The following is a 14,220-nucleotide window of genomic DNA, read 5'->3' as shown; positions in this document are numbered from 1 at the left end:
TCCCTGCGTTGAGCAAGTCGATCGCCACCACGTCGCGTGACGCATGACCCGCATTGCCGTGTCGCAGCTCCGCGTCGCGATCAGGGAGTTTTCACAGGCGCACTGGGATGAAACTGCACGGGCTATTACCCCGCCAGAGGCTGCTTGAGGCTGCACTGCGCCACCTACCGAAGCGGCGAGGCAGGAACTGTCGAGCATGCGACGCCCTCAACGAGCCATTGCCACGGCCTGCATGGGGTCGTAATAGATCGCGGGAACGTGGCGACCATCAGCCGGATCGAATTCCAGTTGGACAACGACATGCACGAGCATGTGCAGCAGATGGAGAATTTCTTCCAGCGCGAGGCTGCGCCCCTCGTCCGATGCTTTGATCAGTAGCGCCACGCGCATGAAGGCATCGCGCGGTGAGTTCGCGTGGACTGTGGTGATGCCGCCCGGGTGGCCCGAATTCAGGACGTTCTGGACATAGAAGAATGTCTCGTCGCCGCGCAGCTCCGCCAGCAGCACCCGATGTGGTGTTTTGCGCATGACTGCCTGGAGCACTTCCTTGGCCGTGGCCCCGACGATGCGTTCGCCGACATGGCCTTCCCGCCGATAGAAGAGGGCCTGCGAGTTGGAATGACTGCGCAGCGGCATCTCTGGCGTGTCCTCCACCGTGATCAGGCGCTCCCATGCGGGGACGAGTTCAACAAGCGCGCGCACGAAGGAGGTCTTGCCGCAACCCGTCGCGCCGGACACCAGGATGTTCTCCCGGCCGCTCACCGCATTGGCGAGCAGTGTCGGCCATTGGCCTGCAACAGCGAGCTTCCACCGCGCCAGTTGCGAGGGCTCGAGCAATGCAGCCAACCCGTCGCGGTCTGCGGAAGACAGGCCCGGCGCAAAAGCGTGCCGCGTGCGATCGAAATAGCCCTGTGCGGCAAACTGCTCGATGGAGAACGGCTGGCTGGTGTGCTTTCGAATGTTGAGGTAGATCATGCCGCGCGCGGCTGCTGGCGGCATGGTCATCTCGACGCGCTCGCCGCCGGGCAGATACGCCGAGAGAATGGGATGTCCATCGTCGAACGGTTTCCGTGAAAGATTCGCGAGGAAGCCGCCCAGCGTCTGAAGGTAGTCGAAGTCGACTGCAGGTGCACTTACGCCGCGCCAGACGCCGCCGCGCCACAACTGCACCGTGCCAGGCGCGTTGACGGCGATCTCGTTGACCTCGGCGTCGTCGAGCCAGCCCTGCAGCAGCCGCAGATGCGCCAGGATCGAGAGGTGTCGGTCCGCTTCGCTCATGGCATTGATGGCGCGTCGACAGGCCGCAGGGCGTACACGCTCGAGAAGTCGATGTCCCGTGCGACAAATATCTTGATGATCTCGCCTTGGTTCTTGTAGAGGGAGGGCCGTGCCTGTCCCCCCTGACGCAGCATTTCCTGGACGACCGACTGCGTGGTGCTGTCGGTGTTGCCAAGCTGGGACAATGTGCCCTGCGTGCCGATGTTGTACGTGTCGCCAGACTGGTTGGCAGCGCGACGCGTAGCGCGCGCATCGTCTTTCGCGATCGCGACCTGCTTCGCATCCTCGAACAGCGAAAACAAGAGCGCACCCGCGAAGCGCTCGATCCACTTGTTGTCGACGCTGCCGGTTGTGCCTGCGCGTCCGAGCGGATCCGCGCCCGGCGAGGCCAGTGGCACGACGACGAAATGGGGCGTTACCGCACGGGTCCACAAGGTAAAGATCGTGTGCTGCCCAGGCTGTACGCCGGCTGCATACTCCCCTTCCAACGTGGTACCGGCCTCCATGAGAACGACCTTGCCATCCATGGACATGACCGGCGCGCTCAGAAGGCATTTCAGAAAACCCGGCTGATCGCTCAAGATCGCCGTGAGCAGCGTGCAGTCCGGCAGAGTTCCTTTGGCTAACGTCAGCGAGGGATTGCCGATGAGCGAGGCGCTCACGCCCGCGGTGGCTGTGCCGCTGAGCGAACGCCCTAACACGGTGGACCCAGCGGTCTCCGCTGCTGCGGGAGGCGCCGGCGCGATTGCCGCCGGGGCACCTCCGAGCGCCACCCCGGGCCGCACGCCCACCGCGGACGCAGCGAACGCGATCGAGCTCCTGAGGCGGCGCTCGCGAACGCGCTGCGCCAGGGACTCATCGCTCGAAGGCGCAGAAGACGCGACGGGCACAGAAGGCACGGATTCCGGGCAATTCAATCCGATCGGCAATCGCAGGCCGCCGGGACATTCGACGTACGACGGCGGAGGCACTGCCTGCCCGCCCAAGGCCATCGGGATTCGGACCTCCGGCACATTGACTGGGCGCGCCTCGGCATGAACCTCATCCTTGCTGTGCGAGGCAGCGCCAAAAAGACCGAAGTAGTGGTTGCGGCTCGCAACGCCCCAGAGGATCAGCAATGCCGCGACGCCGGCAGTGGCCAGGAGGATCAGCTTCTGACCTGGCGCAACCGCGCGTGGCGGCTCGACCACGCCGTCGCGGTCTTCCTCGGCCAGTGGCGGCTCCTGGTTGACCTTGAACATCCCATCACCCTCCCGGACTCCGCAGCGCACGCTGCACCTTCTCGCTGGCGGTGCCCGTGGCCGCCGAGTCCGTGGGCCGCAAGGGCGCTCTGTTCGTGATGCCGGCCACCTGATTGCCTCGGCGCAGCAATACGCGCTCGACCACACGATGCAGCACCACTGTGTCTCCTTCCACGTGAAAGTCCACCAGACTCTCTGTGCCGTCGGGTTCGACGACGAAGGCGGCAGGCAAGGGATGCGCCGCCGAAAATCGCATGAATGTCTGGCGCCCGTTGTCATGCATGGCCAGGGGTTGCAGCTCCTGCGAGCCCACAATCCAGTAGTCCCGATTCAAGACCCCTTCGAGGGCCGCGCCGACCAAGTCGCGGTGCACCTGCTGGCGCTCCAACTGCGCGCGGTCCGGCATGCTGCCGAGACTCTCGCCGGGATACACGAGTCGCACCCAGTAAGCGACATCCCGGGTGCCTCGCGCCACGATCCGCAGGACGAAAAGATACGAATGCCGATCAGTGAAAACGGTCAGGTTCGTGTCGGCTTTGACATCCTTGGGCTTGATCAGCAGCAAGCGGCCACTGCTCGCCACGTGCCAAGCGTCACGATCGCCCATCGCGAAATCCTGCACCTGCTCTCCCTGCCCCAGCTCGATCGTCGTCACCACGCCCTCCGCCGCACGTATGCGAATGACATCGTCGCTCGTGTAACGCACGGTCTGGATTCGCGCGTCACGCGTCGTTGCCACGGTGCCGATCTCCGCCCTTGCGTTCTGCCAGGAGAGCGCAGCCCCGAGCACCAGCCATGCGACTGCAAAGGGCCTCATCGCGCGCCCGCCGCCAAGGGCCGAGAGGTTGCAGAAGAAGAGCCAGCTGAGGAGCCGGCTGAAAAGGCAGCCGCGTCTGCATCACGGTTCGGGTGACCGAACAACTCCCCGCTCGCAGCGGTCGATGTGAGCACTTGCGGCGCACCCTCCTGGTCGCGTCGATAGTTCATCGCACAGAAACCGAAGGCGTTGATCTGCAGATCCTTGATCTGCGCCGGGACATTGGAGGCGTCGTACTGCACCGTCAGCGTCGAGATGTAGCGCGTGCGCACCGGCGGCGACACGCCCCGCGTCACCGTCTTGTCGAAGCGAACCTGAGTGACGCGAAGATCCTCTCGGTCGGTCGGCAAGAACGTCACGTTGAGGATCTCGGCGCGCTCGGAGTCCGTGGCACTCATCGTGTTGACGGGCGACTGCGCATTGAGGTGCGGATTGAAATAGGCCTCCCACTCGCCGCGCACGGGGCCGCAGGACATCAGATAGGCCGTCCTGTAGTTGGTCTCCGCCTCGCCACGCGTGAAGCCCTCACGCGCAAGCACATAGCGAGCGACGTCCGACAGCAGGATCTTCTGGTCACGAGCAAGGCCGACTCGGACCAATTCCCCAGGCGCCTGCACATCGTAGGCCCCTGTCGCGTTGTCCACGCGGATCACGGCGGGCACGAACTGCTTGAGCGGCAGCAACACGCTGACGCTCAGCATGCTCAGCCCGCTGAGCACCGCGCAGACCCAAGCAATGCCCGTGCTCCGGGCGGCCCGGCGCTCAAGGTCGAGCCTGCGCTGCGCATCCCAATCGACTGCAGCCGCGAAGTAGACCTGTTTGTCCATCACCGCGCGCCATTCGCCGAGGTTGCGTTGATCGGCCGCGGCTCTCCGGATGGCCAGCCCGGCGGAGCCTTGGATGTACTGCACCCCGCGACCGCCACGAAGAGGCTCAACAAGAGCACCGATGTAAAAATACGTATTGCCACTTCACCCCCTTCCTGCCCGCCGCATGCGCGCCAGAGCCCCAAGACCTGGGAAGAATGTGCCGCCACTGCCGCCGGTCATCGATGCACAGATGGCAGGAATCTGCAAAAACATGCAGAACATCGCCAACGAGATTAGGATCACTGGAATGCATATCGCAATGACGCTCAGGTTCCCGCCAGCGTCAATAAGTTGCGCCGCCATAGCAGACACCTCTCCTCCACCGGATCTGTCAATTTGAGAGGCAAGTCTGGAAAGGTACACATCGACGACGCCTATGAACAAGAAGATGAACAGTGCTGTGAAGAGGTGGTAGAAGACGAAATACAGCGCAGTCGAGATCCACGAGAAAAACAAGCTCCTTGTCTGTGGTAACACCAGCGCTAGTACGAAGAATGGACCGACGGCAAGCACGAGACTCAGGCCGAGCTTCGCGAAAATCACGGCAAACAAGGCTGTTGACAGCAGCAGATATGCAGCCGCGGTCACAAGCAACGTCAGCAGGAAGACCGTGATGGCTGCCCCGATCGCCAGATCGCTCGCGAAGCTACTTGCAGCTGTGAAGAGTGCCGAGATCAGATCGACGACTTTCGTGTTGACCTGCCCCAGCAGCGTGGGAGCGTCGGATGAGGAATGGCTCGCGGCTGCCGTCAACTCGGAAGGCAGATTGAAGATCGGGGTTGCCACCCAACCCAGATAGCCGTTGCCCATCACGTGCAGTACCAGCATGAACCCGATGAACTTAAGCAGCCAGTCGGTCGCAGGCACCGCCACCTTGCCTTGCATCAGCAGATAGCACCAGATCAATACGCATATTCCGAGCACGATCCAGGCCACCGGAATCACATACGCGGAGATGCCGCTCGCTGCACCCTCATAAAAACCACTGAGCGCCTTGTCAAAGTGGGTGTATATATCACCGATGATGTTGTCAGCCATTGCGTCACCTCATCATCCGTTACCTTCAGAACCGCGTGTCCAGCGGCTTGCGAAGCGAACCGGCTTTTTCTAAGGTCGCGCACTGCCGATCTCGGCGATGAAGTTTTACAGTTTCAGCATGGCACGCAATACCGAGGTCCTTCAAGGGGTCAAGGTTTCCCCTGTCTGCTTCGGCAGCCACGAACGCGGCGTCGACTTCGAGAGCGCTCGAGTTTGATTGGTTGCCGCAAGCCGCGAATGAAACCGTGACAAACGCCAGGGAGCAACTGACGAAGATTTTGAATGAACACATAACCTCAAAACCGAATGCCACCGGCAGACCCACGGGCCAGTCCCGCGTTGAAAGCGTCCGTCGCAGCCTGCCTTCGCAGTTTTACGTCGGCCTCCTGAATCGCCCGGATCGTTGACAGCTTCATCTGTTCGTTCTGCATTCGAACGGTCTCCACCTGGATGCGTGCCTGCACTTCGGAGATCGCCTTCTGGTCAGTCGAACCGTTGATCGACGCCACGAAGGTCTGGAGATTGCGAATGTTTTCCGCAGCCTTTCGATAGCCCAGTTCGCCGATGTGCTTCTGAAGAGCGAGCTGCTGCCATTGCTGGGCACACTGCGTGCGCCGCGACGCATCCAGGTTCAGTTCGGCGCACGTCCGCAACTGACTCGCTCGCACAATGTCGTCAAGGCTGCCGGAAATCCCCGCGAATGCACCCGTGCCGTCCCGCAGCGACCGCGCCGCTGCCGAAAAATCCTCAGGCAGATACTGCTTGGCCAGGTCGCTGTTCAGCAGGCTGCCCATGTTTCGGCCACCCTGCAGCGTCTTGTATAGCTGCTTCATCTGATCGAGCTGCTTGTCCATCGCATTTAGCTGCTCCACCCACTTGGCAATGGTCTCGATCTGGTTGACGGTGGCCGGAACGTCACTGGTCACCGTCACCGGTATCTGCGCCTGCGTCGCTTGCAGAAGGCCAAGGCACATGGCACCAGCGATCAGTACCCCTCGACAGCAATGGACGATCGTCATCACACTCTCCTCTGATGGAAAACAGGCAGCCACAAATGCGGATCTGGTCCCACTTCCGCAATGACCGTTCGCATCACCTCAACGTTGTCCAGGCTGCCGGACAGCACCGAGAGCATGTCCTCCAGACCGGACAGATCCATACGTGCAAGAACGGATTCGGCGCCCTTCTTCAGAAGGAACTGACCGGAGTTCTCCTCGGTATGCTTGACGAGGTGAAACTCGCGCGGCGTGAGTTTCAGCCCGTCGATGTAGTCTTCTTCCTCCGCTTCGCTGTTGGGAAGCAGCAGTTGCGTCGGGAACTGTGAAAGCAAAGTGCTGCCCAGCGGAGACCTGCTAATGTCGCTCGGCTCCTGCGTGTCGAGCCCGATCACGCCATCTTCCTTGCGTATCGTCTTGCCCTTGTCCTCGATGAACCGTTGCATCAGAGGGTCCTTCAATGCACGCCAGGCTTCTGCGATGTCGATGATGTGAGGCGCTCCGGCGACCTGTTGCGCGATCTTGTGGGTCAAGTACCGAAGGATCGGTGTGCGCGCTTCTTCAATGTCCAGGAAGCTGGTCATGTCGAAACCGAAGGTGTCGCAGCCCGCCAGATCAAAGCGGTCTTGCGGGTTGTCCAGCACCCATGCGAACGCGCCAGCGTCGCACCATCGGCCCAGCGCATGGTAGAGACTGTGCTCCTGGTGGGTCGACAGCGCATCTCGCACGCGTGCGTAGCGACGCTGCTGCGGCTCGAGTTGATAGACCTGCCGGATGCCCCTCAACAGGTCCTCCTCGTCGCGGTGGGACATGACGTACTTTCCGCCGAACTGCGCGTTCCACGTCATGATGCTCAAGATCACCGCGATGTTCTCGGGCGTGGGTGGCAGCGAGAACGGGTTCATCCCGGTCGGCTCGCCCGCAGCGATGAGGAAGTAGCGCCCACCCATGGCGCGAATGCAGATCTCCTCGCCGTAGTCCTTGTCGAAGCTGAAGATCCTCAGCACCTTGCCGCCCCTCGTAGCCGCTTTCCGGGCTAGCAGCCGAAGCGCTAGCTTGAGAACCGTCTTTCCACTTCCTGATCGGCCGATGATCTTGTAGTTGCCCAGTTCCTTGCGATGCGCCCGTTGCCCCTGCCCTGCCGCAGCGGCACCGCTCCTGGGCAACTCAACCGAATCCGGAGCGTCGTCATAGTCCAAACGCACGCCTTGCTCGAGAAGGCGGTCGCGACTCACATGAAAGTTAAAGTAATACGGCCCTGAGGCTGCCGTCTTCAGCAGCGCGATTGGCGGGCCCCACTGGCTGCCATAGGCGTTTCCCGTGGGATGGTTGTGCATGGGAAATAGCTTTGCGAAGTTGCTGCTGCTGATCGGCATCGCACGGATGCGCCCATGCCGAAAATTTCCCGGCAACACGCTGAAATACGCGCAGATCAGTCCGCCTTCACGCTCGCGCGCAACGCCCATGCTCTTTTGGTCCAGTAAGGTGACCGCCGAACTGACATTTCGGTTAAGGTCTTTCACTGTGTCTCCATAGACGACCAGCACGAGTTCGTGATCAAGCATCGAGAACCGCCCGGCCTGGAGCTTCGTGCGCGCGGCAGCAACCTCTTTGAGTTGCTCTTCGTTGTCGCTGGTGCTTTTGATCCTGTTGTACTGAGATTTCAGCAGCGCATCTGCCCGGTCGAATGCCATGACCGTGATGGACTGACTGAGCACGAACTCGAAGGGCGCCGACAGAAGCCCATCGAACACCTTGACGTCGAGTTGCTCGGCGGTGTACGGGGCCACGAGCGTGAGACACGCGGCGAGTCGCGAACCTGCGGCATGCTGGATCTCCACCGTCTCCGCGCCGAAGTGCAGTGCCCCAGCCTGGAGGCACTGGCTCAGTTCGAATGCCCCGAGTCGCACCTGGCGGTCAGCATGGTGAACAAGTCGTCCGTAGAACTGTGCCACCCGTGATCGCAGTTGACCGTCAACTTCCGAAGTGCCCAGCAACCGCGGGTGATACCGCTTGGCGCTGGCCAAAAGTTGGACCGACACTCGCTGCAACTCTTCGACCGCGCCTTTGCGCAGGCGGGCCATGGTGTCTGCGGCACCCCGCGCGAGACGAAGGCCTATGCGATCCGCACCGTTGCCGGCAATGCGATAGACCGGTGAAAGAAACAGATGGTTGACGAACTGGCGCTCACCTTCGAACTTGCCTGCGTACTGCTTTGCGAATTCGCGCGACAACGCGTTGTCATACGCGACGGCCGAAACGTCGTGGTGCACCTGGCGTCGCTCCACGTGCGTCCATAGCGCCACATGAGGGCTGCGGGCAACGTTGTTGATCGCGGCGAGCCATTGCTGGTTCAGGCCGTCGAGTTCTCGGTGCCCGATCGTCTCGAAAGCGACGCCCTGCAGCGCGATGGTCCGGGTGAGATCTCCTTCATGCGTCACCACCGTATGCTCATCGATCTGCTGGGAGTAAGGCAGGCAGCTTGCAACACTGCGCTCACCCTTGAGGACCGCGTGGGCGCGCATCAGTTCACCTCCTTGCGACTCGGATGCGGGCTGAAAACGATGGCACCGTCTCTTGCACGCCGATGGCTCACGAACCAACGGTGCCGGTAGTTGGCCACCACGTTACGCACCCAGAACGGATTTTCGTTGGTTCGAAGCACGAGGATGACGTGCAGCGGAATCAGCAGCAACGTCCAGAAACCGATCACGCGCATGCCCAGCAGCAGCGTCATGCACTCTGCGCCGAACACCGGCAATGGAACGTAAGCCTGCAACACCGGGACCTGCGGCCCGCGATACACGGACACCCGCTCCAACGGTGGCTCCTCGTACCTGTGGTTGGCCATGAATGGACCTCAGAGGCTAGAGATACCGGAAGCCGAACCGCCGACCGCATCCTTCACGAACTGGATGATGGCGACGACGCCGAATGCCAGCGCCGTGCCAAGCAGCGCTTGGAAAAAAATCTTCTTCGGGTCCTCTCGACCGAGCCAGTTGCCAGTGACCCAGTTCAACAGTGTCACGAGACAAGCGATCGCACCGATCACGCCGACGACGCCGTAGATGGTGTTGAAGATATTGACGCCAGCCTGCTTCAGGCTCTGTGCAAATGCGCAATTGGATCCCATCAATGCGGCTACCCAGGCCGCCTGGCGCCATGGAAACTCGCGAATTCGCGCGACCATGGCTGCGTACGATTCTGGATGCTTGACCAGCCAAAGTGACTTCATGGCGTCCTCCAAGTTGGTGCTTTTCAGTGAAGCCCGGCTTCTCAAAAGCCAGGGACCGGCATGGCCTTCTCGAAGATCTCGCTGGCCTGCTGCGAACGACTATCCGTAGCCTCGGATTCCGCCGACCTGCCGCTCGAACTGCGCCGCCCCGGCATTTCGCTGCGCGCCGACGGCACAAGTTGGAGGACCGCTGTATTGGCGCGTAAGAGGGCGGACTTACCCGAAGCATCGGCATGCCGGATGATGTTGGTGGCATAGCCCTCGCTCACATACCGACCGATTCCGCCGCTGTTGTAGCCACGAAGCGCTGCACGCACAGCGCCATCCCCAACATAGCCAGCTCGGCCCGCCGCGCGATAGAAGTCGGCCAGGATCGCTTGCCCCAAGCTAAGGTTGGTGCAGGGATCAAACGCCCGTTCCCAACTCAGGCCTGAACGCAGCACGTTGCTAACATGCACTTGAGCCAAACCCACCGAAAACGACCTGCCCGAATCCACCAGCCGCCTCGCGGTGACGACCGCTTGTTCAAGGGAGTGAGGCTGAGTGACTGATCCCTGACCTGCATCTGCGCCAATGGCGAAGGGTTGCCAAGCGGACTCGATGTGCACAAGTGCCCGCATCAAGCTTGGCGCCACCTGTGGGGCACATTGTTCGAGCAGGATCGGAATATCAACCATTGCTTCGTCCTTTTGATCGAAAGCAGGCGCAGCACATTCAAGTAGTACAGTTCAACAAGACATTTTGGCTTTCATCTTGTTTTTCAAGACTACGCTTTTCGTTTTGTCTTGAACAGCAAAACTTACGCATTGGAACAATTCATGTCCGCTGAGAAGTCCGCAGATGAAGACTCCGCGATGTCTCGCGGCGCGCATGCCGTGCGCGCATTGCTGGAGCGGCACGGCATTGCCAAGCATCGGCATTCGGCATTCATCGGGGAGTTCTTCGCGCTGTCGCGCGCTGCCGCTCACCAACGCATCAGTCGAAGCACGGCCTGGACGCTGGAGGAGCTCAGCGCACTCGGCGCTCACTTCGGCGAGACGCTCGGCCATGTGGTGGCCCCGCTGGAAGATTCCTCGTCTGAATCCTCATTGCAGTCGTTCCGCGCCACGTTGTGCCTCGGCGCCTCGAGCATTCCATGCAGGATCTGGCTTCGTCCCGACAACGCTGCGGCGCCGGGCGACGCATTCGTTGCGCTGCGCACGGGCAATGAGCATCTCGTGATGCCGGCTGGATCGACACCCGACGCACATGCGCTGCGCATTGCACGGCTCGAGGTCGATCAGAAGCTCTCACCGCATCACCGTATTGCTCTTTGGACCAAGAATTCCCGTGCAGGGAAAAAGCTTTGCGCGCAGTTGGAAAACGCGGGTCTTGAGCCGTACCAATTTTCGGTCGGTTCGGCCTTTCTGGACGCCGCAAGGCGCGAGCCATTCGATGGTTACGTGATTGATTGGCCCATCCCAGAAAGCGACACTGCAAGCGTGCATGCGGCATTGAGCGAGCGCAGGTCCCCGAGCGCGGTCGTGCTGATCTGCCCCCCGCTTCGTGACGATCCTCGTGCTGTGGCTGAGCTTGCCGAGACGATCACCAGTTTCAAGGCTCAGTTTCTTGAGAAGCCCGTCCAGGCGGCACTGCTTGTGTCAGCCTTGAGCATTCGCGTTCCCGTTGTCTGATCATTGCACCGCACGCAGTAGGCCGCCGCGCATCCACCTAAGGCAATTGACTCCTCGATCAGCTTCGCGTCGATAGGCGAGTATCTCGCCTTTCAGAGACCTTCAGCGTCTTCGGTCGAAGCGTGGCAGCCAACCTTGCTTGGGCATTGGTGGCGATTGGCTTCCCATCGATGCGTGCGCGCAGAATCGCGGCTTCGCCCGTCGCCTCCCGCAACTCGAGCGCCGCGTATTTCTTGGGCTCCCGACTCATCGCTGTGGCCAACCTCGAGGCATCATCGGTGAAGAGGGTGACATGATCGCGCGCACGCGAAACTGCAACATAGAAGATCGCACGATTGCTCGACAGGCTGCGGGTGTTGGCGTCAACGAGCACGCGATCGCACGTCAGCCCCTGCGCCGAGTGAACGGTGCTGGCGTAGGCGTGCTGGAGGTGCGCGCCGCGGCTTCGTTGCACACTGACCTTCCCCCCGGCACCCTCCAGCGTGAGATGGGTGGCGTCCACGGCAGTTACGCGAAAGCGCTCGCCATTGCGCAACCCTTGTTCAGCATCATGGGCACTTGCCCTTACCCAATCTCCAGGTGCCATCTCCACCATCTGCGGCTGATACACGCGCAGCATCGATCGGGTTGACGGATCGAACTCAATGGACCGCCCGTCTTCGCCTCGTACTACAAGGACATTGCGCGCCTCGCCGTGATGCACATCGACAATTTGAAGGTGCTCGCCTTTGGGAAAATCGTCACCGTAGCTGCGCTGAGCGATGATCACCTGTCCTGCGTCATAGCTCTGGGTCGACCGAAGCTCGGCGCGGGTCATGTCGACGGGTTCCAGCACACACACCTGCTCGCCGCCTTCGAGACTGAGATTTCGTCGGATCAACGCATTGATTTCGCGTCGCGCTTCGTTGGTGCCAGCCACGATCAGCGTGTGCGTGCGTTCAGGCTCTGAGAGTCGGACGTAGGCCTCGGCGATCAGAGAACGTCGTTTTGCATCCACGCGCACCTCGACGATGCTCGGCTCGAGGCGCTGCACAGCCAATGGCACCTCGCCGCGCGCTGCATGAATCACGGCCGCGCAGATCTCTGGGTTACGTTGTCGTTGTATCTCGGTGAGGAAGGCTTTGGTCATGCCTGCATCCTGCAACTGCTCGAACGGTTTGCCCGCCTCGACCGCATGGGTCTGGTGTCGGTCCCCGAGAAGAACCAGGCGGGCACGGCGCTGCTCGATCAGCGCCATCAACCGTTCCAGCTGGTGAGCGGGCACAACCCCTGCCTCATCGAGAAAGACGATGGTTCGGTCATCAAGGCGATCATGGTCGCGCCTACGCGCCAGCATCGACGCAAGGGTCTGGGACGCCATCCCCAATGTCGCAAGTGCGCGAGTCTGCGATGTATAAGGGGCCAACCCGATCACTTTGAAGCCGCTGAGCGTGGAAAGCCGCGTTGCCTGCGACTTGATCTCTTGAACCGCTTTGCTGAGCATGTGGCTTTTCCCCGTCCCAGCCAGCCCCTGGACGCCGACGAAGCGGTCCCGGGACGTCAGGATCATCGTCACCGCGGCCCGCTGGCCCTCATTAAGATCGGACGTCTTCAGCAGTGACAACACCCGACTTGTCCCGGCGACAGGGTAGACGGCACCTCTGCCCGCGCGCTCGATGGCCAGGAGGTGCTGCTCGCTGCGACACGCGGCGGGTGTCGCAAAGCGTTGCTCCGTGGCGACCAATGCGCCGCGCGCGATGGCCGCGTCGACGGCTGCCGTTGCCTGCGAATGGGTCTGTCCGCGGGTCGCCATCGTCAATGCAATCCAGGACGAACGCGCCAGCTTTTCACGCTCATCATTTGCCTTGAATCTGTTCGCGGCCGGATCCTTGGCGAGTTCTGTTGCCGTCAGGCTGAGTGAGCGCGCTGTTTGATACAGCGCGATCTCCTGCACCAGTCGGCCATCTTTGCGCGCCCTGTCAAGCGCGGCGCATACGTCCGAAGCGCACGCGTGCGTCGCCGCCCTCCCATAAGCAACCTCAAGCAATTCACTTCGAGAGAAAATGCCCTGGCGCTCAGCCAGGTGGGCGATCGCAAATTCGACCGCATTGTCCGATGTCACGGCCGCGCGACGTCTCTCGGCTGTAATACGGCTCAAAACGATGCCCATGCGGTGCGTCGGGCGGTCGACGCCCGACGTCGATTTCTGCGATGTCGGCACATCCAGGCCGGCCTCACGAAGCGATCGTTGCCAATGCTCACGAAGCCAAACCCGGTCGCTCTGCGTTTTTCGTGGGCGAGACGCCAGCGCAAGCACCTGCTTCTGAGCTGCACTCGCATGGTCTCGGTCGCGGCCGCTTGCAGCAAGGAGACGTTCGATCTCGCGGCTGCGCTGACTGAATAGCACGATGGCAGCTTCGGGGATGTGCGCAAGTTCCCAACCACCCTTGCGTGTCGCACGCAACTCGAAACCAAGTTGCCGCAGTTTGGTTGCCAGTGTATTCCGGTAGAAGGCCCCGACCAATCTAACGTTGCGCAGCAGATCCTCGTTAGCCAACGCGCGCCACTGTCCGTCGCCGCGCTGCGTCAGGTTCATGACCACAACGTGAGTGTGCAGTTGCGGGTCCTGTGCGCGCGACAGTTCGTGCCGGAACGCCGCGGCGACCAGCGTGTCAGTGCGCTCGCGATATGAAAGGCCGCGCTCCTTCTTGCGCGCCACCGCAAAGGTCTGGAGCAACTGCACGCTTTCCCGGACCGCTGCGTCGTGCGCCTGAACAACGCGCATATCCTCCATCATCAACGCCTGCAAGCTCACCGACTTGGGCGCGCTGAACGTGAAATCGATTCCGTTGCGCTGCGATCCCGCATGCGTGCGGCTGGTCCGCACGCGGCGCCCGTCAGGAAGCTCGCCCTCGAGTAAGCGTCGGAATTGTTCACGCTGGACAGCGTCCCCCGACTCGAGCCCGATCAAGGCGACACCTGACCCGAGCCACTCGCCATGATGGCCCTCCTTGCCGTAGTAGTCGTCGGCCGTCTCGAAATAGTGTGCGGCACCTGCGGCATTGGAAACAAACTTGAAGGAGAGCATGGCAAGC

At 61.5% G+C, this 14,220-nt stretch carries 12 protein-coding genes; 1 reads left to right on the top strand and 11 read right to left on the bottom strand.

Going from position 1 to position 14,220, the window contains the following annotated elements:
* Positions 1 to 207 precede the first annotated feature (207 nt).
* The 10 genes from virB11 to AACL56_RS30275 all read right to left on the bottom strand — a co-directional run bounded on the left by virB11 (position 208) and on the right by AACL56_RS30275 (position 10,150).
* Positions 208 to 1,278 carry a P-type DNA transfer ATPase VirB11 gene (gene virB11 / locus AACL56_RS30320; RefSeq protein ID WP_339093765.1) on the bottom strand — a complete coding sequence of 357 codons (1,071 nt, stop codon included), beginning with the start codon at positions 1,276 to 1,278 and terminating at the stop codon, positions 208 to 210.
* Entirely contained in the window at positions 1,275 to 2,519 is a 1,245-nt protein-coding gene (locus tag AACL56_RS30315; RefSeq protein ID WP_339093763.1) for a TrbI/VirB10 family protein, read from the bottom strand. Before AACL56_RS30315 ends, virB11 begins: the two co-directional genes overlap by 4 nt.
* A 4-nt stretch (positions 2,520 to 2,523) precedes the next feature.
* Complete coding sequence (locus AACL56_RS30310; protein ID WP_339093761.1) at positions 2,524 to 3,336, bottom strand: TrbG/VirB9 family P-type conjugative transfer protein; 813 nt, start codon at positions 3,334 to 3,336, stop codon at positions 2,524 to 2,526.
* Entirely contained in the window at positions 3,333 to 4,247 is a 915-nt protein-coding gene (locus AACL56_RS30305) for a virB8 family protein (protein WP_339093759.1), read from the bottom strand. The genes AACL56_RS30310 and AACL56_RS30305 overlap by 4 nt, the downstream gene beginning before the upstream one ends.
* Positions 4,248 to 4,307: 60 nt before the next feature.
* Positions 4,308 to 5,243, bottom strand: a complete 936-nt coding sequence (locus AACL56_RS30300; protein ID WP_339093757.1) for a type IV secretion system protein — start codon at positions 5,241 to 5,243, stop codon at positions 4,308 to 4,310.
* A gap of 296 nt (positions 5,244 to 5,539) precedes the next feature.
* Positions 5,540 to 6,262 (bottom strand): P-type DNA transfer protein VirB5, encoded by a 723-nt coding sequence (virB5, locus tag AACL56_RS30295; RefSeq protein WP_339093755.1) that lies wholly within the window; start codon positions 6,260 to 6,262, stop codon positions 5,540 to 5,542.
* Positions 6,262 to 8,763, bottom strand: a complete 2,502-nt coding sequence (locus AACL56_RS30290) for a conjugal transfer protein TrbE (protein WP_339093753.1) — start codon at positions 8,761 to 8,763, stop codon at positions 6,262 to 6,264. Before AACL56_RS30290 ends, virB5 begins: the two co-directional genes overlap by 1 nt.
* On the bottom strand, positions 8,763 to 9,089 hold the full coding sequence (locus AACL56_RS30285; RefSeq protein ID WP_339093751.1) for a hypothetical protein: 327 nt from the start codon (positions 9,087 to 9,089) through the stop codon (positions 8,763 to 8,765). The genes AACL56_RS30290 and AACL56_RS30285 overlap by 1 nt, the downstream gene beginning before the upstream one ends.
* A gap of 9 nt (positions 9,090 to 9,098) precedes the next feature.
* The gene (locus AACL56_RS30280; RefSeq protein ID WP_339093749.1) at positions 9,099 to 9,473 is read right to left on the bottom strand and encodes a hypothetical protein; all 375 of its coding nucleotides are present in this window, start codon (positions 9,471 to 9,473) and stop codon (positions 9,099 to 9,101) included.
* 41 nt (positions 9,474 to 9,514) lie between these two features.
* A complete protein-coding gene (locus tag AACL56_RS30275) occupies positions 9,515 to 10,150 on the bottom strand; it encodes a lytic transglycosylase domain-containing protein (RefSeq protein ID WP_339093747.1) in 636 nt (211 codons plus the stop codon).
* A 141-nt stretch (positions 10,151 to 10,291) separates the two neighbouring features.
* Here AACL56_RS30275 and AACL56_RS30270 point away from each other — a divergent pair, with 141 nt between their 5' ends.
* A complete protein-coding gene (locus AACL56_RS30270) occupies positions 10,292 to 11,146 on the top strand; it encodes a helix-turn-helix domain-containing protein (protein ID WP_339093745.1) in 855 nt (284 codons plus the stop codon).
* A 58-nt stretch (positions 11,147 to 11,204) separates the two neighbouring features.
* Here the strand turns inward: AACL56_RS30270 and mobF are convergent, their stop codons facing one another.
* A complete protein-coding gene (gene mobF / locus AACL56_RS30265; protein WP_339093743.1) occupies positions 11,205 to 14,213 on the bottom strand; it encodes a MobF family relaxase in 3,009 nt (1,002 codons plus the stop codon).
* Positions 14,214 to 14,220: the final 7 nt, after the last annotated feature.

The sequence above is a fragment of the Variovorax paradoxus genome, from assembly GCF_902712855.1.
GTDB classification, from domain to species: Bacteria; Pseudomonadota; Gammaproteobacteria; order Burkholderiales; family Burkholderiaceae_C; genus Variovorax; species Variovorax paradoxus_Q.
The sequence above is the reverse complement of the archived record's forward strand: the minus strand, read 5'-3'. Positions and strand labels throughout refer to the sequence as shown.

Bases quoted from the DNA above. Each gene is read 5' to 3' on its own strand.
- virB11 (WP_339093765.1), bottom strand. From the start codon at position 1,278: ATGAGCGAAGCGGACCGACACCTCTCGATCCTGGCGCATCTGCGGCTG.
- AACL56_RS30315 (WP_339093763.1), bottom strand. From the start codon at position 2,519: ATGTTCAAGGTCAACCAGGAGCCGCCACTGGCCGAGGAAGACCGCGAC.
- AACL56_RS30310 (WP_339093761.1), bottom strand. From the start codon at position 3,336: ATGAGGCCCTTTGCAGTCGCATGGCTGGTGCTCGGGGCTGCGCTCTCC.
- AACL56_RS30300 (WP_339093757.1), bottom strand. From the start codon at position 5,243: ATGGCTGACAACATCATCGGTGATATATACACCCACTTTGACAAGGCG.
- virB5 (WP_339093755.1), bottom strand. From the start codon at position 6,262: ATGACGATCGTCCATTGCTGTCGAGGGGTACTGATCGCTGGTGCCATG.
- AACL56_RS30290 (WP_339093753.1), bottom strand. From the start codon at position 8,763: ATGCGCGCCCACGCGGTCCTCAAGGGTGAGCGCAGTGTTGCAAGCTGC.
- AACL56_RS30285 (WP_339093751.1), bottom strand. From the start codon at position 9,089: ATGGCCAACCACAGGTACGAGGAGCCACCGTTGGAGCGGGTGTCCGTG.
- AACL56_RS30280 (WP_339093749.1), bottom strand. From the start codon at position 9,473: ATGAAGTCACTTTGGCTGGTCAAGCATCCAGAATCGTACGCAGCCATG.
- AACL56_RS30275 (WP_339093747.1), bottom strand. From the start codon at position 10,150: ATGGTTGATATTCCGATCCTGCTCGAACAATGTGCCCCACAGGTGGCG.
- AACL56_RS30270 (WP_339093745.1), top strand. From the start codon at position 10,292: ATGTCCGCTGAGAAGTCCGCAGATGAAGACTCCGCGATGTCTCGCGGC.
- mobF (WP_339093743.1), bottom strand. From the start codon at position 14,213: ATGCTCTCCTTCAAGTTTGTTTCCAATGCCGCAGGTGCCGCACACTAT.